Source organism: Pseudomonas sp. 10S5 (assembly GCF_035019745.1).
In the GTDB taxonomy this organism is placed as follows: domain Bacteria; phylum Pseudomonadota; class Gammaproteobacteria; order Pseudomonadales; family Pseudomonadaceae; genus Aquipseudomonas.
The window spans coordinates 29,355-54,358 of sequence record NZ_JASJVL010000025.1; the positions used below are offsets into that span (position 1 = coordinate 29,355).

18 protein-coding genes and 1 pseudogene are annotated in these 25,004 nt (G+C 54.5%); 18 read left to right on the forward strand and 1 reads right to left on the reverse strand.

The window, feature by feature from the left end:
- Positions 1–11 precede the first annotated feature (11 nt).
- The 18 genes and pseudogenes from tssE (at position 12) to QN378_RS21485 (ending at position 23,957) form a co-directional block, all read left to right on the forward strand.
- Positions 12–416, forward strand: coding sequence for a type VI secretion system baseplate subunit TssE (tssE, locus tag QN378_RS21400; protein WP_322206040.1), 405 nt, complete (start codon positions 12–14; stop codon positions 414–416).
- Between the two features lie 107 nt (positions 417–523).
- Positions 524–2,305 (forward strand): type VI secretion system baseplate subunit TssF, encoded by a 1,782-nt coding sequence (tssF, locus tag QN378_RS21405; protein WP_322206041.1) that lies wholly within the window; start codon positions 524–526, stop codon positions 2,303–2,305.
- Positions 2,269–3,276 (forward strand): type VI secretion system baseplate subunit TssG, encoded by a 1,008-nt coding sequence (tssG, locus tag QN378_RS21410; RefSeq protein WP_322206042.1) that lies wholly within the window; start codon positions 2,269–2,271, stop codon positions 3,274–3,276. Before tssF ends, tssG begins: the two co-directional genes overlap by 37 nt.
- 6 nt (positions 3,277–3,282) lie before the next feature.
- On the forward strand, positions 3,283–5,886 hold the full coding sequence (tssH, locus tag QN378_RS21415; protein WP_322206972.1) for a type VI secretion system ATPase TssH: 2,604 nt from the start codon (positions 3,283–3,285) through the stop codon (positions 5,884–5,886).
- A gap of 10 nt (positions 5,887–5,896) precedes the next feature.
- Entirely contained in the window at positions 5,897–7,414 is a 1,518-nt protein-coding gene (locus QN378_RS21420) for a sigma 54-interacting transcriptional regulator (protein ID WP_322206043.1), read from the forward strand.
- A 67-nt stretch (positions 7,415–7,481) separates the two neighbouring features.
- Positions 7,482–7,622, forward strand: a complete 141-nt coding sequence (locus QN378_RS21425; protein ID WP_322206044.1) for a type VI secretion protein — start codon at positions 7,482–7,484, stop codon at positions 7,620–7,622.
- A gap of 18 nt (positions 7,623–7,640) precedes the next feature.
- Positions 7,641–8,813 (forward strand): type VI secretion system-associated FHA domain protein TagH, encoded by a 1,173-nt coding sequence (gene tagH / locus QN378_RS21430; protein ID WP_322206045.1) that lies wholly within the window; start codon positions 7,641–7,643, stop codon positions 8,811–8,813.
- A 5-nt stretch (positions 8,814–8,818) separates the two neighbouring features.
- Positions 8,819–9,319, forward strand: a complete 501-nt coding sequence (tssJ, locus tag QN378_RS21435; RefSeq protein WP_416350636.1) for a type VI secretion system lipoprotein TssJ — start codon at positions 8,819–8,821, stop codon at positions 9,317–9,319.
- Between the two features lie 2 nt (positions 9,320–9,321).
- Complete coding sequence (gene tssK, locus QN378_RS21440; RefSeq protein WP_323550967.1) at positions 9,322–10,653, forward strand: type VI secretion system baseplate subunit TssK; 1,332 nt, start codon at positions 9,322–9,324, stop codon at positions 10,651–10,653.
- 5 nt (positions 10,654–10,658) lie between these two features.
- A complete protein-coding gene (gene icmH, locus QN378_RS21445; RefSeq protein WP_416350637.1) occupies positions 10,659–11,537 on the forward strand; it encodes a type IVB secretion system protein IcmH/DotU in 879 nt (292 codons plus the stop codon).
- A complete protein-coding gene (gene tssM, locus QN378_RS21450) occupies positions 11,537–15,031 on the forward strand; it encodes a type VI secretion system membrane subunit TssM (protein WP_323550965.1) in 3,495 nt (1,164 codons plus the stop codon). The genes icmH and tssM overlap by 1 nt, the downstream gene beginning before the upstream one ends.
- Positions 15,031–15,747, forward strand: a complete 717-nt coding sequence (locus QN378_RS21455) for a PP2C family serine/threonine-protein phosphatase (RefSeq protein WP_323550964.1) — start codon at positions 15,031–15,033, stop codon at positions 15,745–15,747. The genes tssM and QN378_RS21455 overlap by 1 nt, the downstream gene beginning before the upstream one ends.
- Positions 15,741–16,625 (forward strand): annotated as a pseudogene (locus QN378_RS21460) (serine/threonine-protein kinase); the annotation flags it as partial. The gene QN378_RS21455 and the pseudogene QN378_RS21460, both read left to right, overlap by 7 nt.
- A gap of 112 nt (positions 16,626–16,737) precedes the next feature.
- Entirely contained in the window at positions 16,738–18,813 is a 2,076-nt protein-coding gene (tssI, locus tag QN378_RS21465) for a type VI secretion system tip protein TssI/VgrG (RefSeq protein WP_323550962.1), read from the forward strand.
- Entirely contained in the window at positions 18,810–19,646 is an 837-nt protein-coding gene (locus QN378_RS21470; protein ID WP_323567480.1) for a DUF4123 domain-containing protein, read from the forward strand. Before tssI ends, QN378_RS21470 begins: the two co-directional genes overlap by 4 nt.
- 435 nt (positions 19,647–20,081) lie before the next feature.
- Positions 20,082–20,870, forward strand: coding sequence for a hypothetical protein (locus QN378_RS21475; protein WP_322206054.1), 789 nt, complete (start codon positions 20,082–20,084; stop codon positions 20,868–20,870).
- A gap of 10 nt (positions 20,871–20,880) precedes the next feature.
- Positions 20,881–21,765, forward strand: coding sequence for a hypothetical protein (locus QN378_RS21480; protein WP_322206055.1), 885 nt, complete (start codon positions 20,881–20,883; stop codon positions 21,763–21,765).
- A gap of 11 nt (positions 21,766–21,776) precedes the next feature.
- On the forward strand, positions 21,777–23,957 hold the full coding sequence (locus QN378_RS21485) for a lipase family protein (protein ID WP_323567481.1): 2,181 nt from the start codon (positions 21,777–21,779) through the stop codon (positions 23,955–23,957).
- A gap of 794 nt (positions 23,958–24,751) precedes the next feature.
- On the opposite strand, the gene QN378_RS21490 is transcribed toward QN378_RS21485, so the two are convergent.
- The coding region (locus QN378_RS21490; RefSeq protein ID WP_416350651.1) for a DUF6124 family protein at positions 24,752–25,004 on the reverse strand (253 nt) is incomplete at its 5' end.

Below are 25,004 nucleotides of genomic sequence, written 5' to 3' on the forward strand. Positions count from 1 at the left end.
GCAGATAACTCATGACGGCATACGGCAGTCTTTTCGAACGCCTTGGTGGAACTCCTGCCTCGCGAAGCAAAAACCTCGAGGAAGCCGCCCGGGATTCGGTGACTGCCCACCTGTCCAAAATGCTCAGCACCCGTGCGGGCAGTGTACTAGCGCTGCCCGACTACGGGATGCCAGACCTGAACAATATGACGCTGAGTCTTCACGATGCGTTGACTCAGGGAGCAACAGACATCAAGCGCTTCATTGAGGCGTATGAGCCGCGTCTTACCAAGGTTGAACTCATCTCAACGCCTAATGAGAGTAACCAGCTGAACCTTGCGTTCTCCATCGAAGGCCAACTGGAAGTTGACGGTGTTAAGTCATCGGTCTTGTTGTCCGCCCGATTGAGTAACGGCGGAAAAATCACAGTTAAGTAGCGACGCTCTATTTCATATACCAGCGTGTTCCACGTGGAACTTTCCAGCGGAGCACGCCGAACGCTACATCTCATTCACACAGCATTCGTGCAGGAAGCTCATCGCCCGTGTCTTTTAACCAGTACTACCAAAGCGAATTGAACGCGCTACGCCAGTTGGGCGGTGTTTTCGCTGAGCGTAATCCGGCGTTGGCGCATTTTTTGGGGCAGGGTGGAAGCGACCCCGACGTGGAGCGTTTGCTTGAAGGCTTTGCCTTTCTGACTGGGCGCTTGAGGGAGAAGCTTGACGATGATCTGCCCGAGCTTACTCATTCCTTGATGTACCTGTTGTGGCCGAACTACATGCGTCCGCTGCCGTCGTTCAGCATGTTGCAGTTCGAAGCTCTTGCGCAAGCCGGCCCGACCGTAATCGCCGCTCGCGGTACAGACGTAAAAAGTGAGCCGGTTGAGGGGGAGATTTGCAGTTTCCGGACATGTTATGCCACAGAGGTTCAGGCGCTAAATCTGGCTGCATTGAGCTATTCCGAAAAGGGCGAAGGCGCTCTTTTAACGCTGCGTTTGGAAATTCCAGGTGACGGCCATCTGGGTGACTTGAAGCTGCGCCGCCTTCGGCTGCATTTTGCGGGTGACCGATACATTAGCCAGACGCTCTATCTGAGTTTGCTGCGCCATTTGGAAAAAGTTGAAGTGCACCTATTGGGCGCTGGCACTGAGCATGTGAACACTCTGCGCCGCAGCGACCGCTTCCTAACCCTACCCTCCAACTGCCTCCAGCCCGTGGGTTTTGCCGAAGACGAATCATTGATTCCTTACCCGCTGAACACCTTCCGTGGTTACCGCTACCTCCAGGAGTACTTCGCGTTTCAAGAGAAGTTTCTGTTCGTTGATATCTCCGGCTTAGACGCTCTACAAAGCTTTTCGGAAGATATCCTCAAGGGTGCTAAGGGTATCGAGTTGCATTTCTCTATCAGCAAAAACGGCATGGAGCGCCAGCGCCCGACGGTAGACAACGTGAAGCTGTACTGCACGCCCATCGTCAACCTGTTCAAGCACGATGCGTCTCCGATCCGTCTTGAAGGAAAAGAAGACGAGTATCTGCTTCTGCCCCATCAAGAGGGTCGAGGTCACTGCGGCGTGTTTTCCGTCGACGGGGTGGGCGGGAACGAGATGGGCGGGACATTTAAGAGCTTTGTGCCGTTCGAGTCTTTCGAGCATGACTCCAGCTTCGATGACGGCAATCACGCCCCACATTACAGCGTTCGGCAGCGGCCCTCCCACGCTCATGAAGGCGTGGACACCTACCTGAGTTTTGGCAACCAAAACATCGAGCGTTTTTCGACGGTGTCCGTGGATCTGACCTGTACCAATCAAAACCTTCCGCGCCGGCTCAAGGTTGGCGATATTTCCAGCAGCAAAGAAACCCAGGAAGCGCTGACCTTCCGCAACATCCTCGTGCCCACGTCCAGTTACGCCCCACCATTGAACCGCGACTTCCTGTGGAAGCTGATCAGCAACATGTCGCTGAATTATGTGTCGCTGGCCAACGTCAATGCGCTGAAGGTCATTCTCGAAACCTACGACTTGCCGCGCTACTACGACCAGAAGGCTCGCAACGTCAGCAAAACCCTGCTCGACGGTTTGAAGTCCATCAGCCATCAGCACGTCGATCGGTTGCATCGCGGGTTGCCCGTTCGTGGCTTACGCACTGAGCTGTTGATTGACCCAAGGAGCTATGTCGGCGAAGGCGATTTGTTCCTGTTCGCCTCGGTTCTCAACGAGTTCTTTGCGCTCTACGCCAGCCTCAATTCGTACCACGAACTACATGTGCAAAGCACACAGGGGGAGGTGTACCAATGGGCACCACGTATGGGCCTGCAACCTTTGCTGTAAGCAGGTTGAGCCGAGCTATACGCGAATTCTCGATCTTCCAGGCCGTACCTCAGGTCATGGACCAGTTACGCCTATCCAATACAGCGATGAGTGAAGAACAACTTTACGATCTGGTGGAGTTTCAGGCGAATCCGAGCTTTGGTTTCCCGAGCAGCGATATTGATTGCGTGGAGTTCTTCGACGAGGGAGGGCGTTCTCGCGCACGGCTGCGTCTGAACTTGATCAGCCTGGTTGGAGCCGGATCGCCGCTGCCGGCTTTTTACGGCGAGCAGGCGCTGGAATACGGCGGAAAGGGCGAGTCGACCCGTGATTTTCTCGACCTGTTTCATCACCGGTTACAACGCCTGCTGCTGCCCACTTGGCGCAAGTATCGCTATCACGCCCGTTTCGAGCGCGGCGCGGTGGACCCGTTTTCGGCGCACCTCTTCGCGCTGATCGGACTTGGGGACAAGGCGATACGCGAGACCAACGAGCTGAACTGGAAACGCCTATTGCCCTATTTGGGCTTGCTCAGCCTGCGAGCCCACTCGGCCGCGTTGATCGAGTCCGTACTGCGTTACTACTTCAAGCACGCCGAGTTGACCATCGAGCAATGCATCGAGCGTTCGGTACGGATTCTTGAGGAGCAACGTAACCGGCTAGGTATGGCGAACAGTCGCTTGGGCGAAGACTTGGTGCTGGGCGAATACGTGCGTGATCGCAGCAGTAAATTTCGCGTGCACATCCGGGAACTGGATTGGCAGCGCTTCCTCGATTTCCTGCCTACGGGAGTGGGTTATCAACCGCTCTGCGCGCTGGTGCGTTTTACCCTGCGCGACCCCCTCGATTACGACATTCGCCTGGTGCTTCGCCATGAAGAAATTCGTGAGCTGCGCCTCGACGAACATAACGCCTGCCGCCTCGGCTGGACCAGTTGGCTTGGACGCGAATATGCCGACGGCATCGTCACCCTCGGCAGCAAAACTCATTAAGGACGACTGATTATGATCAACGTAGACCTGCAACAACTTATTCAGGCCCTGGACGCCGAAACCCGTCGCGAACTGGAAGGCTCGGCCGAGCGTTGCGTCGCCCGGGGCGGCAGCAAGATTCTGATTGAAGACCTGCTGCTGGCCCTCTTGGAGCGGCCCCAAGGCTTATTAAGCCGAGCCTTGCTGGACGCGCAAGTCGATGCCGGTGAACTGGCTGCTGCGTTGCAGCCGCGAGATGAACAGAGCGCTTCGCGCAATCCGGTGTTCGCACCCGAACTGGTGCAATGGCTGCAAGACGCACTGCTGGTTGCCACGCTTGAGCTTGGACAAAGTCATGTGGGGCAGGCGGCGTTGATTCTGGCGTTGCTGCGCAACCCGATGCGCTATGCCGGCAGCCGCTACCAACCGATTATGGCCAAATTGAACGCCGACCGTCTGCGTGATTTCGCATTGTCTGAACAGGCAGAGCCGGCGGCGGGGAAACCCGCTGTTCCCGGTGAATCGTTGCTGGCCAGGTTCACTCACAACCTCACCCAGCAGGCCCGCGAAGGCAAGCTTGATCCGGTGCTATGCCGCGATGATGCGATCCGCCAGATGATCGATATTCTCGCCCGACGGCGTAAAAATAATCCCATCGTGGTCGGCGAGGCGGGCGTCGGCAAAACTGCCATCGTTGAAGGGTTGGCGTTGCGCATTGCCCGGGGCGAGGTGCCCCACTCCCTAAAAGGTGTTGAGCTGCTGTCTTTGGACATGGGATTGTTGCAGGCGGGCGCCAGCGTCAAGGGTGAGTTCGAACGGCGACTTAAGGGCGTGATTGACGAAGTCAAAGCCTCGCTTAAGCCCATTACGTTATTCATCGATGAGGCCCACACCCTCATTGGCGCTGGCGGTCAGGCCGGTGGTTCCGATGCCGCCAACTTATTGAAGCCAGCGCTGGCGCGTGGTGAGTTGCGCACCATTGCAGCGACGACGTGGGCTGAATATAAAAAGTACTTTGAAAAAGACCCGGCACTGGCGCGACGTTTCCAGCCAGTGCGGTTGCATGAGCCGACGGTCACCGAAGCCATCACAATATTGCGTGGATTGGCGCCTATTTATGAAAAGAGTCACGGCATCTATCTGCGTGACGATGCCGTTGTGGCGGCCGCTGAGTTATCAGCGCGTTATCTCTCGGGCCGCCTGTTGCCGGACAAGGCAGTGGACGTACTCGATACCGCCTGTGCCCGCGTGCGCATTAGCTTGGCGGCACCGCCTGAGCGCCTGGAAAAACTGCGCAGCGAGCTGGCCGAAGGTGGGCGTCAGTGCCATGCAATGCGACGGGATGCCGAGGCTGGATTAAGCATTGATCAAGATGCGTTAAGCGCATTGGAGGGCCGCCTCGAAGACGCTGAGCGAGAGCAGCACACCGTAGAGCAATCGTGGGACGAACAACGAAAACTCGCTGAACGCCTGCTTGAGCTGCGCCAGCAATTGGCCCTCGCTCGCGGTGACGAAAGCGATTCAGGTGAAGACAACTCGCATGAACTCAAGGCGCTTGAAACCGAGTTGCACAATGTTCATAGCGCCTTGAGCGCTGCCCATGAGATCGAGCGGTTGGTGAGTTTCGAAGTGTGCCCGCGTCAAGTGGCCGAGGTCATCAGCGCTTGGACCGGCGTGCCACTGGCGCAGTTAGCCCGAGAACACAACACCCGCGTCAGCACCTTTGCCAGCGACCTGCGGTTGCGTATTCGGGGCCAAGACCAAGCGGTGAGTGCGCTGGATCGCTCAATGCGCGCCACCGCTGCCGGACTGAACAAACCTGATGCTCCGGTCGGAGTGTTTTTGCTGGTGGGCCCAAGCGGCGTTGGCAAAACCGAAACCGCGTTAGTGCTGGCGGATTTGTTGTACGGCGGTGAGCGGTTCATTACCACCATCAACATGTCCGAGTTTCAGGAAAAACACACCGTTTCTCGCCTGATTGGTTCGCCGCCAGGTTATGTAGGTTATGGCGAAGGCGGCATGTTGACTGAAGCCGTGCGGCAGAAACCCTATTCAGTGGTGCTGCTCGACGAAGTCGAAAAAGCCGACCCCGATGTGCTGAATCTCTTCTACCAGATCTTCGACAAAGGCATCGCCAATGACGGCGAAGGGCGCGAAATCGACTTCCGCAATACGCTCATTCTGATGACATCCAACCTCGCCAGTGATCGCATCCAAGCGCTGTGTCGCGATGGTGATCGTCCGACCGCCGAAGCGTTGGAAGAGAGTATCCGCCCGGTGCTCAGCCAGCATTTCAAGCCAGCGTTGCTGGCGCGCATGCGGGTGGTGCCGTACTACCCAGTCAGCGGCCCGGTACTGCGCGAGCTGATCGAGATCAAATTGCAGCGCCTGGGTGAACGGCTGGCCCGTCGCCAACTGGGCTTCAGCCACTCTCAAATATTGGTCGATCTATTGGCTGAGCGCTGCACTCAAAGTGACAGCGGAGCGCGACTTATCGATCACTTGCTGGACTCGCACCTATTGCCGCTGATTGCGGATCGCCTGCTCGATGCGATGGCCACTGGAGCAACACTCAAAAGCGTCCACGCCACTCTAGACACGCATGATGCCGTCGCGTGTGAGTTCGCATGAGGTGGTCGTGATGTTTTCAGGGGTGCCCGAACCACTGCGCTACGCCCATGACTTGTTAGCGCAGTTCGCGCGCCTTTCCAGCGCCATGGACGCAGCGACGTTGCTCGGCGATTTCGTGCGTGCGTCGGTCGAGCTCAGTGCGTGCGAAATCAGTCAGCTGTACCTGCTGGACGCCACCCACACCAGCCTCGTGTTAAATGCCGAATACTGGCAAGGGCTTTTGCAGCCGCGTGCGGCGGCCAGCCTGCCAACGGACTATGACGGCGAGCAATTGCTGCAGTATGCGCTGTGTCAGAACAAGGTGGTCAGCCTGTGCAATTTGAGCGCCAGCCTGCAAGAGACGACGTTTCTCCCGGCCGGACGGCGCCCTTGGCAATCATTGCTGTGTGTGCCCCTGCTCGATCAACACAACGCCGTCAGCGGTTTGTTGGTGTGCGCCAGCCGCGAGCATCGCGAACTTCAGGGTTTTGCTGACTCGCTGGGGCAGTTCGGTTCGTTCGTGCTCGGACAACTAAGGCTGTTACAGCGTTCGCGCCGGGCTTCAGAAATATCCTCGACTTCGGTCAGTGCCGTGCCGATTGCCAGTGGCTACGGACTGATCGGTAAAAGCCCGGCCATGCGCGAAACCAGTCGCTTGATCGGCAAGGTGCTGAATAACCCCTATACCGTGCTTCTCAGGGGCGAAACGGGCACCGGTAAAGAGGTGATCGCTCGGGCTATTCATGAAAACGGCCCGCGTCGATCCAAGGGGTTCATCGTTCAAAACTGTGCCGCGCTTCCAGATAGCCTGTTGGAAAGTGAGCTGTTCGGCTATCGCAAAGGAGCTTTCACCGGTGCCGACCGTGATCGTGTCGGCCTGTTCGATGCTGCGGATGGTGGAACGCTGTTGCTCGATGAGATCGGCGACATGCCACTGTTGCTACAAGCCAAGTTGTTGCGTGTATTGCAGGAGGGCGAGATTCGCCCGTTAGGCTCCAACGACACCCACAAAATCGACGTCCGCATCATCGCCGCCACTCACCGCGACCTTGCCGCACTGGTCGCCGCTGGGCGTTTTCGCGAAGACCTGTATTACCGCCTGGCGCAATTCCCGATCGAACTGCCTGCCCTGCGTGACCGGGGCGGCGATGCGTTGGACCTGGCGCGTCACTTTGCCGATCAAGCCTGCACGTTTCTAAAACGCGAACCGGTGAGTTGGTCCGATGGAGCCCTGGACCAGCTCTGCCAATACGCTTTCCCCGGCAATGTTCGCGAGCTCAAGGCGCTGGTCGAACGGGCGATTTTGCTGTGTGACGGCGACCAACTATTACCCGAGCATTTTGCGCTGCGCCGCGATCTGGAACCCAGCGACAGCAGCTTGAATCTGCGCGCGCGTCTGGAGCAGATCGAACGAGGCTTATTGCTCGATTGCCTGAGAAAAACCGGTGGCAATCAAACTGTGGCTGCCCGCCAGCTTGGGTTGGCGCGCCGCACGCTGCTGTACCGGATGGAACGCCTGAATATTCGCCCCGCCGACGTTCGGACCTGAACGACCTATGTCGACCTCACTTAACCCTTTCTTTGCAGCACCGCCTGCACACCTTGGAGACCTACCGATGTTCGTTCGTCAATGGCCAGCAATCGTGCTGACGCTGCTCGTTTCATGCTGCCTCGGCGGCTGTAGCGGCAACTACAAATTCAGTGACGACACCTATCGTCCCCTCGGTGACCCACAGGTGGTCAACCGCGGCAAATGACCGCAAGGAGTGCAGCAAATGCAATTGGTTCTGGAAATAGTGAACACCGAACAGGCCGCGCCTTCGCAGCAATTACGCTGCGTGTTTGAACCCAGGGGCGGCGCGATTGGCCGCCTGGAGTACTCCGACTGGGTGATCGTCGACCACGGCAGCCAAGTATCCCGCCAACATGCGCAGATCAGCTTTAACGGTAGCCACTTTTTACTGCGGGATATCAGCACTAATGGCGTGCGCCTGAAAGCCACCGGCGAGCGCTTGGTTAAAGAAAGCAATGTACGCATCGAAGACGGCGCTGTGTACGTCATCGGCCCCTTCGACATTCGGGCACAGGTGATACGCAAAAGCGCTGAGTCCAACGCAGCGAGCGCTCAATCGGTCGTACCCCGCAATTCGCTGATCATCCCAGAGGATGTCAATTTCGGCCTGTCGCCCATGGCTGCCACGCAACAGCCGTCAGCTATCGACACGCCGACTCCCGAACCCCAACAATGTGCCGATTACGCGCCGATTCAGCGTGAGCATTTGATCGTGCCGACGCTGATACCGCCGACGCCAGAGCCGGACGCAGCCCCAGCACCGGCACCGTTACCCGATCCAAACGAAATGTTCTGGCAGCGTTTCGCCGAAGCGCTAGGCCTGAGCGTGGATGACCTCGACCAACCAAGTCGCGAAGTGTTGGCTGTTGAAACAGCTCGCCTGTTTAAGCTCAGCATTGGCAATTTGCAGCAAAGCCTGCGCACGCGCACTGAGTTGAAAAATGAACTGCGCCTGGCACTGACCACTGGGCAATACACGCAACGCAATCCGATCAAGCATGCGGCCACCGCCAGCGATGCAGTGAAAGGGTTGTTGCTCGACCCGCAGTTACGAACCCATGCCGAGCGCTCAATCGTCCGCTCGTTCAATGACCTGCAAGCCCATCAAGTGGCCATGCTCAGCGCCAGCCGAGCCGCCTTGCGCAGCACCCTGGAGCACTTTGCGCCGCAGCACTTGGCTTTGCGTTTCGAGCGCGACGGTCACCAGCCTTTGTTTTCCACCGACGGCGGTTTGTGGCGCGCTTATGGGCGTTATCACCACGCGCTGGGCCAAGACGACGACTGGAGCGAACGCCTGTTGGCGCGAGACTTCGCCCAGGCCTACGAAGAACAGGTTCGTCTGATCGACAGCCTTCACACCGACCCACAAGGATGACGCGCATGTCCTGCTTTCACGCTTACTGTTTCAAATCCCTGTCAGTTTTTGCGGCCCTGTTGCTGTTGGCTGGTTGTTCGACGCTGTCGCCGTACTCCACGCTGACCAAGCTGGATTTGACGCTGGCCGCCAGCGACCAGCTCAACCCAGACCTGCATGGACGGCCCTCACCCATTGTCGTGCGCTTGATCGAGCTGAAAAATCCCGTGGCCTTCGAAAATGCGGACTTCTTCAGCCTGTACGAGCGACCGAAAGAAACCCTGGCGCCGGACCTTGTGACCAGCGAAGAGCTAGAGCTACGGCCGGGTGAAAGCCTGGACCTCAAGCTCAGCGTCGACAGCGGCAGCCGATACGTCGGTGTCCTTGCCGCCTATCGCGATCTGCCGGAAACCAAGTGGCGCTACGTGGTTCAGCTGACGCCCGTGGAACGCACCCACGCAACATTGCGCCTGGATCAAGCCGGCATCCACAACGCCTTGGCCTACCTCGACAAAGCAGGAGATTGACCATGAACGCTCATAAAGTCATTTGGCGCGAAGGCATGCTCCTGCGCCCGCAGCACTTTCAGCACAACGACCGCTACTACGATTACCAAATGAAAACCCGCACGCAGTTGCTAGGCCGCTACATGTGGGGTTTTTTGGATCAGGGGATTGAGGCTGATCCGTTAAAACAAGGCAAGATTGTGGTCAGTCAGGCCACCGGCATTTTGCCTGACGGCAGCCTGTTCAATCTGGAAGGTCGCGTTGAGCCATTGATGATCCAGGTGCCGCCTAACATCGGCAAAGCACCGGTCTACCTGGCGCTGCCGTTGGTGACCGGTAATCACATCGAAGCCCGGGCAAACGAAGACAAAGACGTACTGGCGCGCTACTCCATGTACGACGCCGAAATCTCTAATTCGAATGCCGGGGAGGGTATTGCCAGCCAAGTGCAATGCGGCCGTCCGGATTTTCGCTTGCTGATCGGTGAGCAGCAAAGCGATCAGATCTTCGTGAAGCTTCAGCTGTGCGAAATTCTTGATTGCACGGCAGACGGCGGCGTGACGCTTAACGGTGATTTCGCCCCGACGGTCATTCACGCCAAGGCCTCGACCTACCTGACCAAGTGCCTCAACGAAGCCATCGCCCTGGTGGATACCCGTTGTGCCGCATTGGCCGAGCGGCTCAGCGCCAGCGGCAAGGCTGGCGGTTCCGAAGTCGGCGACTTTATGCTGATGCAAATGATGAACCGCACGCAGCTGATTTTGCAGCATTACGAAAACCTGCAACACGTGCACCCTGAGGAGCTGTACCGCACGCTGCTGGCGGTCGTGGGCGAGTTATCGACGTTTGCCACGGCAGATCGGCGTACGCCACCGAATCTTAAATATAAGCACAGCGATCTAAGCCAAAGCTTTGAAACGCTGATAAACATTTTCAAACATTTGATGACCTTGGTGCTGGAAGAACATGCGACGCCGCTGGCCCTCATACCTCACGATTATGGGGTTCAAGTCGCCATCGTCGCCGATCAATCGCATTTCGAGACGTCGTCCTTCGTATTGGTGGCGGGTGCGCAATGCAGCACTGAGGAGTTGCGTAAACGCCTACTCGCGCAACTCAAAGTCGGAACCGTGGAAACCATTCGTGGCTTGGTCAATCACCACATGCCCGGCTTCAGTGTTCGGCCGCTTCCAGTTGCACCACGTCAGATCGCCTTCCATGCCGACAAGGCCTATTTCACCTTGGATCTAAGCGTCGAGGAGTTGGCGAAGCTCAGCAAATCAGGTGGGTTTGCATTCCATGTGCCTACTGATATTCCGGCCCTTGAACTGAAATTTTGGGCGATAAAAAAATGAATGAAATAACCCGTGAAACAGGTCATGTAGTGGATCAAGCAACTTTTGTTGCGCCCCGAGCTGGTGGCGAAGTGGGTGCGAGTGCAGTGACCGACAAAGAGCGCCCCGAATTAGAATCCGTTGCTTTAGATGCCAGACAAACCTTCAGTGCCAGTGTTAACCCGTTAGTGGCCGCTGCCTCTGCGATGTTGTCCAAGCTCGTCGAGATTAAGTACACAAAGAGAATTGATGATCCGGAAAGCCTAAAGAAAGAATGGGAGCGAGAACTGGGCTCCTTCCACCCGCGAGCGTTGAGCCTCAATGCCGAAAGCCATCTGCTAGATCAGGCGTCCTACGTGTTGTGTACCGCCCTCGATGAAGCCGCGGTAAGAACCCAGCTGCCGGCAGTTGAGGGGGCTACGAAGAAAAACGATTGGTCGGCAACAAGCCTGCTGTATCGGATGCATAAGGAAACGTTCGGCGGTGAAAAATTCTTTGTCTTGCTCAGCGCCCTTAGAAGTAACCCAGTCAAGAATCTGGACTTGCTGGAGCTGATGTACCTCTGCTTGGCGCTGGAGTTTCAAGGCAAATATCACTCTGCGGATAAACAAGGAGAGGCTGAGCTCAACGACATTCGTGACGGACTTTATCGAACTATTCGCCACCTGCGTGGGGATGCACCGCGCGAACTATCGCCCCACTGGCACGGCCTCAAGGATCAACGCCGCAATCTTGTACGCATTGTGCCGTGGTGGTTGGTAGTGCTTTTCACGTGGGTGTGTCTGACGGTCATGTATTCCGGGTTTGCCTGGGTGCTTAACGAGCAACGCGAGACCGTTCTTGAACCTTACCGTCAGCTTGATTCGGCAGTGATCCAACCGTGGTTGCAAGACAGGGATGCATGATGAAAATTTTCTTTAAAAAACTGGCGACGTTTCTAGGGAAAACCTGGGTTTGGACGCTATTGTTTGTATTGTTGGCTGCATTAGCAGTTTGGTTTTTAGGTCCGCTGCTGGCGGTCGATGATCACAAGTTCTGGGAAGACGCGAACTCTCGCTTGCTGAGCATCAGTGTGTTGTTTCTGGCGTGGGGCCTGTTTATTGTTTATGACAGCTGGCGCAGCACTCAACGTAAAAACGTCGAAGAAAAAAGCGCCGACGGTGCAGGGCGTTTATTAAAAACACTGCAAATGGAGGAAGACGAAAAGCGCCTGCGCAAGTTGTTTAAAAAAGCCGTTCGAACATTGAAAACCGCTAGCCTGTATCGCGGAAAAAGCGAGCGCTGGCGAAGCGAGTTGCCTTGGTATTTGGTGATCGGTCCCAAGAGCAGCGGTAAGAGCAGTTTGTTGAAACACTCAGGACTTGATTTTCCGCTCAACAACATCAGCAATGAGATCGGTAGCGAATCCGCCGTCGCGAATTTTTGCGAATGGTATTTCGGTGAGCATGGTGTGCTAATCGACACCGCTGCGCGCTATCTCACGCACAACCCTGGAACGGTCGAAAGCCATTCGTGGATAACGCTCCTCGGTTTGCTCCGAGCGCGTCGCCGCAATCGACCACTCAACGGTCTCATCATCACAGTGCCGATGGAGTTGCTAGAGAAGGATGCAGAAGGTTTGATGTCGCTTGCCAATTCGGTTCGCGAGCGATTGAAAGATATCCGCAAGCAACTGCGTGTGGATCTTCCTGTCTATTTGGTCATCAGCAAGGCTGACCAGGTTCAGGGTTTTGAAGCGTTTTTCGAACATCTAAGCAGGGAAGAAAGTGACCAGGTGCTGGGTGCCAGTTTCGCCAAGGGGCAGAGCGGCAATGATCGTGAAGTCATCCGCCATGAATTTGAAGAACTGCTTCGACGCCTGAACAGCCAAGTGATCACGCGTATGCAGCAAGAGCAAAGCTTGCCCCGGCGTGCTCTGGTTTTTGATTTTCCGCATAAGTTGGGAAAGATTGGCCAAGGTTTAACCAGTTTTGTTGCGCAAGCGTTCGGCGGAAATCGTTACGAGCGGGCTGGTCAACTTCGCGGTTTCTACCTGACCAGTGCGCCGCAGACCGGCGCCCAGACTGACACCTACAAAAAGGCCGCTGGAGTGCCGGCATTCACCGGCTCCGCCCGCTTCATCAACCATCTGTTTAGCCGAGTGATCTTTCCTGAAGCCGAACTCGCCGGGCTCAACAAGCGTGAGCGCCGCCGAATCCACTGGGGTCAGCGTGCGCTGTACGTAACATCATTCGCAGCACTCGGCCTATTCGGCCTGCTTTGGGCGCTTGGGTTCTCCGCCAACCACAGCCGCCTTGAACAACTGCGTGAGTTCGCACAAAACCTGACCAAACAACACCTCGAATTGGCCCCGCAAGACGACGCCATGGCGGCGCTTCAGGTGTTGGACACCGGCTACGCGGCAAGCCGCGTATTCCCGGCGCTGAGCGATGTACAACTTCACGAACGCAGCGGGCTTTATCAGGGTGAACTTAGTCACCCGGTGCTGGATGATGCTTACCAGCGCCAACTAAAAACACAACTGCTGCCCCGCGTAGCCCGTACCCTCGAAGCGCAAGTGCGCGCCAACATGAACGATCGCGAGCGGCTCTTGGGTAGCCTGCGCGCTTACCTGATGCTCAACCTTACCGAGCGCCGGGATTCGACGTGGCTCAAAGACTGGGTCGCCACCGATTGGTCGATGCGCTACATGGGCAACACTCAGGTCCAGAACGGCTTGGGCGAACACCTCAGTCGTTTGCTAGCCCACGGATTTACCTACCCGCTTAACGATGCATTGGTGGCTCAGGCACGTCAGGTTCTAAAAGCGGAATCCCAAGCCGCTGTGGTCTATCGATCACTGCGAGAACAAGCCCAAAGCTTGCCAGAATACCGTGTCAGCCAACATCTAGGTCCGCAGGGCGCAGTATTTCGCGGCACCGACTACCTGATTCCGGGCTTCTACACCCAGCGCGGTTATCAACAGTTCTTCACCACCCAAGGCGCGACTCTGGTGAACGACATCCTGCGCGATAACTGGGTGCTGGGTGAAAGCACCGGCATCAGCGGCATGGACTTGCGCCGTTTGATGGTCGAATTGGAGCAGCTGTATTTCCGTGACTACGCCAATCATTGGGGCGAAGCCATCGGCCAGATAAACCTGCAACCCTTCGGCAGTGCGGGCGAGGGCGCCAGCCAGCTTGCCGGGCTGATCGCCGCCAATTCGCCCCTGCTGCAGCTGCTGGTCGAAGTCCGGGATAACACCCGCTTCCCTGATCTCACCGAAGGTGTCGAGCAACTGGCCGATACGGCCGGTGAAGCGGGCGGCAAACTCGGCGCACTGGGTAAAGTCGCCGCTGCGGCCGCCGGAAAAGCTCAGGGCGCACTCGCCAAGAGCCTGCCGGACACGGCGAAGAAAACCATGCAACGCCGTTTCGAGCCTTTGCACCAACTGCTTGACGCCAACAACGGCCCGGCACCCGAGCTGATGCCGACATTACAGGCGCTTAACGATTTGCAACTGCAAGTCGCCACGCTGGCGCGTTCCAGCCAGCCGGATCAGGCAGCTTACGAAATGGCCAAGCTGCGCATGAACGGCCAGCGTGATGCGCTGAACAGCTTGCGCGGAGCAACCAGCCGCTTGCCGCGTCCCATCAGCGGTTGGCTGGACGTGTTGGCCGAGGACACCTGGATGCTGGTCCTCGGTGATGCCTACCAATACCTGAATCAGCGTTATCAGAGCGAGCTTCACGAGTTCTATAGCAAAGCCCTGCATCAGCGTTACCCGTTCAACGCCCACAGCACCAGCGACGTCGCCATCAGCGACTTCCGTGAGTTCTTCAAAGCGCAGGGGGTTGCCGACCGTTTCTTCGACAACTACATGCGGCCCTTCGTCAGCGGCACGCCGGGTAACTACCGCTTGCGCAGCATCGACGGCCGTAGCCTGCCCATGTCGCGGTTGTACCTGGCGCAAATGGGCCACGTGCAGGTCATTCGCCAAAGCTTCTTCGCCCACGACCCGAACGAGCCGCAGGTGCAATTCAAACTTGAGCCCTACACCCTGGACCCGACCGTGAGCCGCGCCGAATTCCGCTTCGGCAACCAGCAACTGGAATACCGCCACGGCCCCATCGTGCCGATGTCCTTCACCTGGCCAACCGATGCCGAAGACGGGCGCACGAGCCTGGTGCTGGAAAAAATGGTCGGACGTGCCATCGGCATCGAGAAAAACACCGGGCCGTGGTCGTTGTTCCGCCTGCTCGACCTGATGCAGACCGAGTACCTGAAAGGCCGCGATGTGATGGTCCTCAAAGCCGACGTCGGTGGCCTGCGCGCCAATTACCTGTTGCTCGCCCAGCGCTCACCTAACCCGTTCGATGTGGCTGCCCTGCGCAGCTTCCGTCTGCCGGCGCAACTTTGATGAGTCAGGTAAACCCTTGGCGCAGCGTGGCCCGCACCCATGTTGGCAAGGTTCGGACGCGCAACGAAGACGCTTTCCTGGACTGTCCACAGCGCGGTCTGTGGGTGGTCGCCGATGGCATGGGCGGTCATCAGTGCGGCGACATCGCCAGCCAATTGATCGTCACCCACCTCGCCGAACTGCCCCAGGCGGCCAGCTTCGACGAACGTGTGATTGCCGTGCGCCAGTGCTTGCACTGGCTCAACCGGCGCATGAGCCATGAACTGACCGTTAGCCCGGCGCGCAAAGACAAAATCATGGGCAGCACCGTCGTCGCGCTGCTGATCGACGGCAAACGCGGCGCCTGTGTCTGGGCGGGCGACAGCCGCTGCTATCTGCTGCGCAATAACCACCTGCATCAACTGACCCGTGATCACTCGGTGTTTGAGCAATTGATCAACGAGCAAAAGATGAGCCCTGAAAAGGCACGCCTGCAACTCAATTCCCAGGCCCTGACCCGCGCCATTGGTGCCAGTGATCAGCTCCAGTTGCAAATAGTGGAATTGGAGGTGCGACCGGACGATGTGTTTTTGCTGTGCAGTGACGGCTTTTATGAAGGGCTCGACAACGAGGTGCTGCTTAGAACCTTGGGCCTTGAGTCGATGCACAGCCTGTTCAATGACATATTAGGTGGCGCCGCCCGGGATAACTTGACTGCCATAGTGATTAGCCAATGACCGACGCCTTGCCGCCTTTACCCGACGTGCTGGCTGGCCGTTATCGCATCGAGCGTTTGCTGGGTGCGGGTGGCATGGGCTTGGTGTATCGGGCGCGGGATTTGTTGCATGAGCAGATGGGCGCTCCCGACGCTGACATTGCAGTCAAAATCCTCAGTGACGTGTTCGCACAATCGCCGGATGCGGACTTGCTGCTGTATAGCGAATTTGCGCTGACTCAACACCTACGCCACCCCGGTGTGGTGCAAGTGTTTGATTTCAATATCGACACCGCCACCCAGCGCGCATTCATCACTATGGAGTTGATGCGTGGTCTGCCTCTGGATCGACTGCTCTGCGAACGGCCATTGGGCGTACCTTGGATTGAGTTACGGGGTATCGCCATTGAATTGCTTGATGCGTTGGCACATGCCCATGGGAGAGGGGTTCTCCACGGCGACCTCAAACCCAGCAACGTCATGTTGACCGAAGACGGTCTGCGTCTGTTCGATTTCGGGCTCGGACAGACGTTGCACGGTGTGCTACCAGGATTACCCAAACTGCGTCGTAACGATCTCAACGCCTGGACGCCTTCCTACGCGGCGCCCGAATTGCTGGAAGGCGGGCCTCTTTCAACCAACACCGACATTTACGCCGTCGCCTGTGTGCTGTTCGAGCTTGCAAGCGGCAAACATCCTTTTCAGCGATTGACCGCGGTTGAAGCCCGGGAAAAGAAACTAAATCGTCGACTGCAATGCCCCACGCACTTGCCGAAAGGCTGTTGGCCGGCGTTGAAAACTGCCTTGGCATTTAAGCCAAAAAAACGCTCGATTAAGACTAGTGAATTGCGGGATATCTTCCTTCAAGCAGCACCAGCAAGGTCTTGGCGCTGGTTCTGATGGGTGCTAATGGATTTCAGGAAATTTCCTACATTGCGCATTGACTTGGATGGCATTTTTCTGGGGCGACATCGTTCACAGTCAGTCCTTACGTTGAAACAAGGAGTGACGAATGTCCCATCCGGCCAGTACCACAAAAATCACCCTGAGCATCAAGGGGGAACAAGAAAGTAACCTGTTGGTGCTCTCGTTCCAGGGTGAAGAAGCGATTAGTCGTCTTTATGAAATCACCATCGAAATCGTCACTGAGCGGCAACCGAGAGAATTTGAAAACCTACTGCATAAAGAAGCTTTTCTGTCTTTTGGCGAAGACGGTGAAGGTCTGCATGGCCATATTTACTCGATCAAAAAAGGCCGTACCGGTACTCGACTAACGTCCTACACGCTGGTGCTGACCCCCTATCTGTTCTACCTGCAACATTCCAGTCACCGGCGTATTTTCCAGAACCAGACCACCACTCAAATCATCACCCAAGTGCTCAAAGAGAACGGGATGTTCAGCGGTTTGCATGTTGAGTTCAAGACCGGCGCCTTACCTATGGCTGAGCGTGAGTCCTGTGTTCAATATGACGAAACGGATTTGCACTTTATTCAAAGGTTGTGTGAAGAGGACGGCCGTTGGTTCTACTTCGAGCACGCGCCAGATGGCCATCGCCTGATATTCGGCGATGACGAAGCTCTCTTTCACAATAAGCCGACATTGGTGCTCCCCCACGTACCTATTAACGGAATGGTGCCTGAGGGACCGGCCATCAATGACTTCGGGTTGCGTGTAATCGCTCGGACCAGCGAAATTATCAGCCGCGACTATGACTTTCAGAAGTCCCACGTTCAACTGGAAGCCATCAAAGATTCCAGCCTCGTCCCACATATGCAGGACTACGTTTACCCCGGCAATTTCACCGATGAGTCGGGTGGGCGCGAGCGCATAAAGCGACTGCTGGAACGCCATAGAACCGACTACCAATTAGCCGAAGGTGCGACCGACCAGCCGCTTTTGCGCAGTGGTTCTGTACTGCAAGTCGAGGGCCATTCTGACCCTGACTGGAACGCACTCTGGGTATTGATCTCCGTGAAACACGAGGCCTACCAGCCGCAAGTGTTGGAAGAATTCAATGCTGGCATGCTTGCTGAAAGCAACGGGATTGCACAGGGGTACCGCAATACGTTCACCGCCATTCCAGAGAAAACCCAGTTTCGGCCTCCTTTGAGGCACGGTATTTCGAAGATTCACGGCAGCCATACGGCAAAGGTTACCGGGCCTGCTGGCGAGGAAATTTACTGCGATAAATATGGACGAGTGCGCGTCAAATTCCACTGGGACCGAGCTGAACAGAACGACGAAACCACCAGTTGCTGGGTGCGTGTGTCTAGCAGTTGGGCGGGCCAGGGTTATGGAGCAGTCACCATCCCTCGGGTAGGCATGGAAGCGATCATTACGTTTCTAGAAGGCGATCCGGCCAAGCCCATGATCACCGGATGCGTCACCAATAATCAGAATCCAACGCCTTACCCTCTGCCTGAGCACAAAACCAAGAGCGTTTTCCGATCCAGAAGCACGCTCGCGAGCACTGGCTACAACGAACTGCACCTTGAAGATAAAAGCGGCAAAGAACTGATCTACCTCCGCGCGCAGCGGGACATGGAACAGAACATCCAAAATGACAGCCGCATTGAGGTCGGCAACGAACGCCTGGAAACCATCACGGGCAAAAGCACCTCGGTGCTCAAAGCCGCCGAAGACCGCACCACAACTGGCGAGCGATCCGTCCAACTGTTAGCGGGCGATAACCTGAACGTCGCGACCAGCAGTCATACCAAGGTCGGCCAAGTGCTGGTGGTTGAAGCGGGCACAGAAATTCACCTCAAATCCAGCGGCAACGTCGTTATCGATGCGGGCATCAGCCTGTCGATAAAAGCAGGGGGCGTCCACTTCGTTGTCAGCGCCGCAGGTATCTACTCCAGCGTACCCATTCTGCTGGGCGGCGCGCCCGTTCCGGGCACTCCGGCGAGTCCACTGACTCCTGGCGCCGTTGCCGCATTGATCGCGCCTCCCGATTTGCCACCTGTTATGTCCTCTGCTCAAAGCCTAATCACGGCCCGAAGCAAAGCCTGGGATCTTGATATTTGTCCCCTCTGCGAAGCCTGTCGAGAAGGCCTTTGCACGCTTGAAGGAGCTACCGCATGACTATTCAACCCAACTCATGGATGGCCGAACAATCCCGCTTCGCCCGCTCGACGTATTTGATCTTCGACCCGGAGTTCGAACGGGAAACCCGCCAAGCGTTATTAGCGGTGAAACCAACGCCGGAGTACATCAGCGTCTATGCCCAAACCCCCATCAGCGATATGGTGACCGGTCCGCTGATTCTCAAAATCAGTAGCCCCATGCGGCCATTGCTTACCTCACTGTTCGAAACCCCCGAGCGCAACTGGGGTTGGCTGGTCAGCTGCAAAGGCGACCAGTTGGCGGCCATGGTCAATCATTGGCGCGCACGCATCATCATCGGCCAACGCCCCGAGCAATCGCTGTACAGATTTCACGACAACCGAGTGCTGGCGCGGGCGTTGAATCATCTAAACCCCGAAGCGCTGCCTGAATACCTCGGGCCCATAGCCAGTGTTCTTTATTGGAATGGGCAGGAGTGGGCGGTGGGGGAGAATCCCAGTCCCGGTGTTTATCCCGTGCCGGCGAATCCAGCTTGGTTGTCTGTTCCAGTACCGGCGGCACAATCGCGGGCGATTTTGCATGCGAACGTAGCTCAATATTTGCTCTCAGAGCATGCTGAAGCCATTAGCGAACTCGATGAAAATATCAATGTGGGCCAATGGATAACTGAGCAATTAGATCTGGCAGATGACTGGAATTGGACCACTTCAAATCAGTTGGCCTTCCTGATTAGCCAGCGGCTCAAAGAGGAAAAAGGGGCCGTGATTCAAAGTTGGTTGCCTAAGAATGATGAAGCGCCAGAAGTTCATTTTGAACGGCTATACAATGAAGCCAAGTATTGGGCGAGCTGATCCTAATGATTATCTAATGGTAAAGACTATCGACGTGACGACCAATCGTTCACGAATGAAAAATTATTTTGTTCAAGTAATAAACGGCACAAATTTGAAAAAAATTAATTGGGTAGTAATGAGTGCGGCATTTCTAATGTGTACGGGATGTGCTTGGTTTGGAAACCGAATTGTCCCGCACTCCTGTATGTACGGCGGAACGCAAATTGATCTGATGGCGATACTATATCCACCTGCAATAATTAGTACATATGGTTTAAGTATTCCGTTTGGATTAATAGACTTGCCCGCCACATTTGTGATGGACACGTTAACCATTGGAGATGTCTCAGGCGTTGCTTGCCCTCCGTGGTCAAAGTTTTAAATTATAGTTGAGGCAAAGGAATAGCTATTGAGAACCTGGCGAGAACTGACTTAGAAAAAGAGGGATAGAAAATGTTTACCGAAAGGGACCGTTACAAAGGTTTGAGATACCTCACGCTTGGTATTTTTGTAATGCTTGCAGCTAGTTGCAAAACCTCTGCACCCGAAAGTTTCAAATTGAAAACAGCCATGCCAGCCAACTTCAGGCTTAACGCATTGGCCAGTTATGCTCCGGCGACCGGCGAAACCTGTACGGCCAAGCGCCGTACACCTACTCGGTTTCCGTTCAAGAGCGAATTGCAGGAAGCGGCCCACACTGTAGAGTTTGATATCCCTTTAGCCAAGATCGCGGATAGCTGCCCGTTGGTGCTGAAAAATATCAAGTTAGATATACGGGGCCAATATGGGCCGGATCGGGAAGATGGCGATAGTGATTTCGCTTGGCTGTCGTTCCTTGATTCGCCTGCTGATAATACTACCGATGACCCTGGTTTGATCGACAAACTATTTAACGGACAATGCCAATGGTTGTTTCGCACTATGGGGCCTAATCGTTATCTTGCGAAAATATTGAGATGCCGTGCTGAAGCTGAAAACGGCCAAGTTCTACTCCGCGCCGCCGGCGGAACTTTTCAGCGTGACCGGCTAGCCAGAAAAATAATTGATATAAGCTTTAATATTGCACGCGAAGAAGAGCCTTATTTTGAAAAATCCTGGTTAAAAACTCCACTCGGTTGGAAGGCATGCACCGGTCGGTGGGGATCCAAAAACGAAGAGTATTGCACTACCCCGCCTCATTTTATGGAATTTAAAATGCCTGATGGTAAGGCTTGCTTCATTTATCCAAGCTGCGCTGAATAGAAGAATATATATGCGTCTAAATGATAACGGAGAAGCGTTTAGTGAAAAAAATATTTCCTTCCCATGGATCGCACTGCAGTTAAATTTTCCAATGATGGTTAATACTTGGTGCCATAATTGGTATAGCCACATTAATATCAATTGTGCGCTCTTTATAATATCGGTCGGAGCCATGATTGGTTGTTCAGCTAAGCCTGTCGATACCTTCAAGTTACAGACCGCTATGCCTGCTAACTTTGAACTTCAGGCATTGGCCAGTTACGCACCAGCGAGCGGCGAGACCTGTACGGTCAAGCGCGGTACACCTACTCGGTTTCCGTTCAAGAGCGAATTGCAGGAAGCGGCCCACACTGTAGAGTTTGATATCCCTTTAGCCAAGATCGCGGATAGCTGCTCGTTGGTACTGAAAAGTATAAAGTTGGATATAAAAGGACGCTATGGCCCACGTTGGACAAATATTGGTATTGACAGCGCTTGGCTAACTATTCTCGACCGCGAAACTGGCACTCCGCCCTTATTGGGTAAAAGCGGCCAGCTGTTTAATGGGCAATGTCAATGGTTGTTTCGCACTATGGGGCCTAATCGTTATCTTGCAAAAATATTGAAATGCCGTGCTGAAGATAAAAAGGGTGAAGTACTTCCGCGTCTTGCTGGTGGGATATTGAAGCGTGGCCAGTTAGCTGGTGAAACCGTAAATATCGCCTTTAGGATTGTGGAGGAGGAGTTGCCTTACATGGGTGATACCTGGGTTAAATTCGCTAATGGGTGGAAGCGATGTATGGGAAAAGGGCTTGATGATGCTTATGCGTTTTGTCGCGGAAACAATACAGATTTTAAATCCTTCAGGATGCCGGATGGCCGCGATTGTTCCATATATCCAAGTTGCACTGAATAGCGGGCGCGGATATGGATTTTAATAATGAGGTGAAAAAAATGTTCAATCAGAAAGCACTAGCGTGTCCATTACGTGCTCAATGGTTTAGTTTTCGTATGGTAGATGAGTCCGGTGAAGGCAAGGTTTACGGAGGTCTCAAATTCTGGATCGTAGATAATATGGGACAGCGATACGAAGGGATACTTGATGCCGACGGTTTTGCTAAAAATAATGAATGCTACCGAGGTCCGGTACTTCTATATTTCAATGATGCCTATCATGGAGTAAGAGATTATTACACAGCACTCATGGAAAGAGACAATTACCCCCTGCCGGTTACAGAACTTCAGGTACGTGCGGAAGAATCTTTTTTTATTCATCAGGGGGGCATTCGTACTGAACACAATCCAGCGAAACTAGACGCCGATATTTTTTATCAGGTTGACGTCCGGGATTTAGTCGAGCACACGGCGCACCTGCCCCCGGTAGTAAAACGTTTTTATCCCCCTCGCAGGTCTGTCTTTAAGGCGATGAGCGGTTTGGGAATTGGGCCCGAACTGGAGGATATGTATGGCGTAGAGCTTCTACCCAATAAGCATACGGTGTTGGAGGTCCGCCCATTGCGTGCATTGCGACCTATGCTGTCTACCGACAACGAGTTCTGCGCGTTAAATCTTTATCAATTGGCGTTGGTGGCCACAATTACCTACAACGATTTTGGACAAGAACCGCGACAACGTCCGATTGATCACGTGAAGTTTCCCCTAAATCCAAGCTTTGGTAATTTATTTGCCGAAACGCTGGCTGGCTATCAAGAAGTTGGGCGTATGAAGCCGGAGCAGCCCACCCCGTTTTATCCAGTATACGAGGATGTTCCTTACTCAAAACGCTTTGAGATTCTTCCTTTTGATCCCGCGTTGTATGAGCAAAATCGGCCTGACAGGGGAGAAGAGCAGGAGCACCCGGCAAACATAAATTTTTTCGATGATTCAAATAACGAAGACGGCACAGACACTCAAGCGTTCATCAGCCACCATGATGAAATTGTGTTAATTACCGTTCGTGGCACTCAGGAGGGTGCAGATTTTTTCCGAGATGGCGATGCTCTTCAAGTGCCATTCGTTGGAGGTCAAGGAAAGGCGCACCAAGGATTTCACAGCGCTTATCTTGCCATCCATGATTTTGTATTGATTTATCTGTCCAAGTTTTACACTGGTCAGAAAATCATTATTTGCGGTCACAGCTTAGGCGGCGCTATAACGACTTTATTGGCAGAGGCGCTACGTCGTAATGAACAAGGATACGACGTTCTCCTCTATACATATGGTTCCCCACGCGCGGGTGATTCCACGTTTGTCGAAGGCGCCTCCAAACTAGTCCACCACCGCATAGTCAATAATAATGACCCTGTGCCCAGCGTACCCTCGCCGTGGATGGATGCGAATTGGAAGGTATGGGTGCCGGGTGTTGTAGTGGGGGCAAGCAACCCTTATGGTTGGTTACTGTTCTACGCGGGAACGGCCAACTTAAAGGGGGACGAGTACAGACATCATGGAAAACAACAGCATTTTATACCTGTGAAATTCAACGGCCGTGAAGAATCTTCTATCCTCTGGGACCCCGGATGCGAATCTATTGAAGGTGCGGCAATATGTAAACTTGCTAATAAGTTATATGCAAACGGCAAGAATGATATGCCAGACAGGGCTGCATTCATTACGCAGATCGTTAACCATAATGATCATTATATGGTTCCAAGCTACGTGCCTTTTGCTTGGGCGACTTTTCGTCGCTGGCAACAAACGCTTGAAGCTAATCAGACAATAGTTACTGACAGAGAATATCGCCTTATTGAAAAGGCACTTGAGCAACAGGATCGCGAAATTAGTCGGGAGGAGGCGCGCGCCCCACGCGCGGTGAATTTACGTAGTCGTGAAGATGGGCCAAGTAACCTGTTAAGTCAGCTTATTTCAGAAAGACACCGTTTGAATTTGACCCGCGCTCGGCTAAGTAAACTGAATGCAACCAGACTTAATCCGATTGATGTTTATGGGAGCGCGGTTTTATCACCCACGTTTGAAGCAGGACTAGAACGTTGGAAGGCTCATAAAGAGAACACGGCCGAGGTGCAGTTGGCGGCTATTCCGTCAGAGCCGGACGATGTGTACATTGCAGGCGTTTATCAGGATAGGGACGCTGACTCATTTACTTAATGACTTTTGATTTTTAAGAAGTCGCTCCTGCGTATACCCGTTCGCTCCTTAAAGTCGGCGAGCTCAACTGGGCAGATTAGCGGTTCAAAGATTTTGCTGCAAACAGCCTGGATGAAAACACGCCGAAGGCTTCGATTATCGGATGGTGACCGGGATTTGAATAAATCATCCGATTTATCGCAGCCTTCGGCAGCTCCTACAGACTAGTGGAGTCGGAGAACGTTGGTTTGCCGTATTATTTGAATTGGTTATATAAGTCGTAAGGCAGGAGGATTGTGTCGACTGCGGCGTCGACGGGTAAGGAATAAACAAATGCCACGGGGCAGATTATCGACATCCAGCATATGTAATGTGAGGGGTCATACCCACTCGCAAAACCTCCCGTAAGAAATTCGTAGCTGCCTTGAAGGCTTTTAAAAAAATAGGCGTGAGGATCGTCGTATTGTGCTCTGCCTGCTAATGTCCCGCATCCGTTTGTAGAGAGTAATAAAAACAACATTAGTGTCGTTTTTACAATGTGGTTTGCTTTTTTGAAGATGTTGGTCATTTCGACATCCCTTGTGTTGCTGAAAGTATCGAAAGCATATTCAGCAAATAAAACTCAGTCTGTAGTCCGGCGTGTTAATTGCTGTAGGAAAGTTCCGATAGTCATCGTCAGGGTGCACGGGAGTTATAGGGCTAAGTGTGAGTTGTTGGTTAGCCAGACACAGCTTTAACGTGAAGGCGAATCCATTCTTGAATGAATTCGCTCCCACAGAATTGCTGCGTTGTGTTTGTCGCCCAAGGTTTCGGAGTTAGCTCTGGACAGCCGACTTCGGCCGATCAGCAGCCAATGCGGACTCCAGCAATTCCTGCGCGGTTTCTACCAGATACACGACAGCCAATACCAACTTACGGTTAGGGGCGTCGAGTTTTTCGGCGGATTCGTAGGCGGCGGCGGCGGCGCAGTCGAGGATTTCGCAAGCGGTGGTCAGGGCTTCTTCGGCGCTGACGTATTCGCGGACGTGGAACAGTCTGTCGGGTAGGTTTTGTTGGGTGGTTCGGGAG

Excerpts from the sequence above, each read along its gene's own strand:
- tssE (WP_322206040.1), top strand. The coding sequence starts at position 12 with ATGACGGCATACGGCAGTCTTTTCGAACGCCTTGGTGGAACTCCTGCC.
- tssG (WP_322206042.1), top strand. The coding sequence starts at position 2,269 with ATGGGCACCACGTATGGGCCTGCAACCTTTGCTGTAAGCAGGTTGAGC.
- QN378_RS21420 (WP_322206043.1), top strand. The coding sequence starts at position 5,897 with ATGTTTTCAGGGGTGCCCGAACCACTGCGCTACGCCCATGACTTGTTA.
- QN378_RS21425 (WP_322206044.1), top strand. The coding sequence starts at position 7,482 with ATGTTCGTTCGTCAATGGCCAGCAATCGTGCTGACGCTGCTCGTTTCA.
- tagH (WP_322206045.1), top strand. The coding sequence starts at position 7,641 with ATGCAATTGGTTCTGGAAATAGTGAACACCGAACAGGCCGCGCCTTCG.
- tssJ (WP_416350636.1), top strand. The coding sequence starts at position 8,819 with ATGTCCTGCTTTCACGCTTACTGTTTCAAATCCCTGTCAGTTTTTGCG.
- tssK (WP_323550967.1), top strand. The coding sequence starts at position 9,322 with ATGAACGCTCATAAAGTCATTTGGCGCGAAGGCATGCTCCTGCGCCCG.
- tssM (WP_323550965.1), top strand. The coding sequence starts at position 11,537 with ATGAAAATTTTCTTTAAAAAACTGGCGACGTTTCTAGGGAAAACCTGG.
- QN378_RS21455 (WP_323550964.1), top strand. The coding sequence starts at position 15,031 with ATGAGTCAGGTAAACCCTTGGCGCAGCGTGGCCCGCACCCATGTTGGC.
- tssI (WP_323550962.1), top strand. The coding sequence starts at position 16,738 with ATGTCCCATCCGGCCAGTACCACAAAAATCACCCTGAGCATCAAGGGG.
- QN378_RS21470 (WP_323567480.1), top strand. The coding sequence starts at position 18,810 with ATGACTATTCAACCCAACTCATGGATGGCCGAACAATCCCGCTTCGCC.
- QN378_RS21475 (WP_322206054.1), top strand. The coding sequence starts at position 20,082 with ATGTTTACCGAAAGGGACCGTTACAAAGGTTTGAGATACCTCACGCTT.
- QN378_RS21480 (WP_322206055.1), top strand. The coding sequence starts at position 20,881 with ATGCGTCTAAATGATAACGGAGAAGCGTTTAGTGAAAAAAATATTTCC.
- QN378_RS21485 (WP_323567481.1), top strand. The coding sequence starts at position 21,777 with ATGGATTTTAATAATGAGGTGAAAAAAATGTTCAATCAGAAAGCACTA.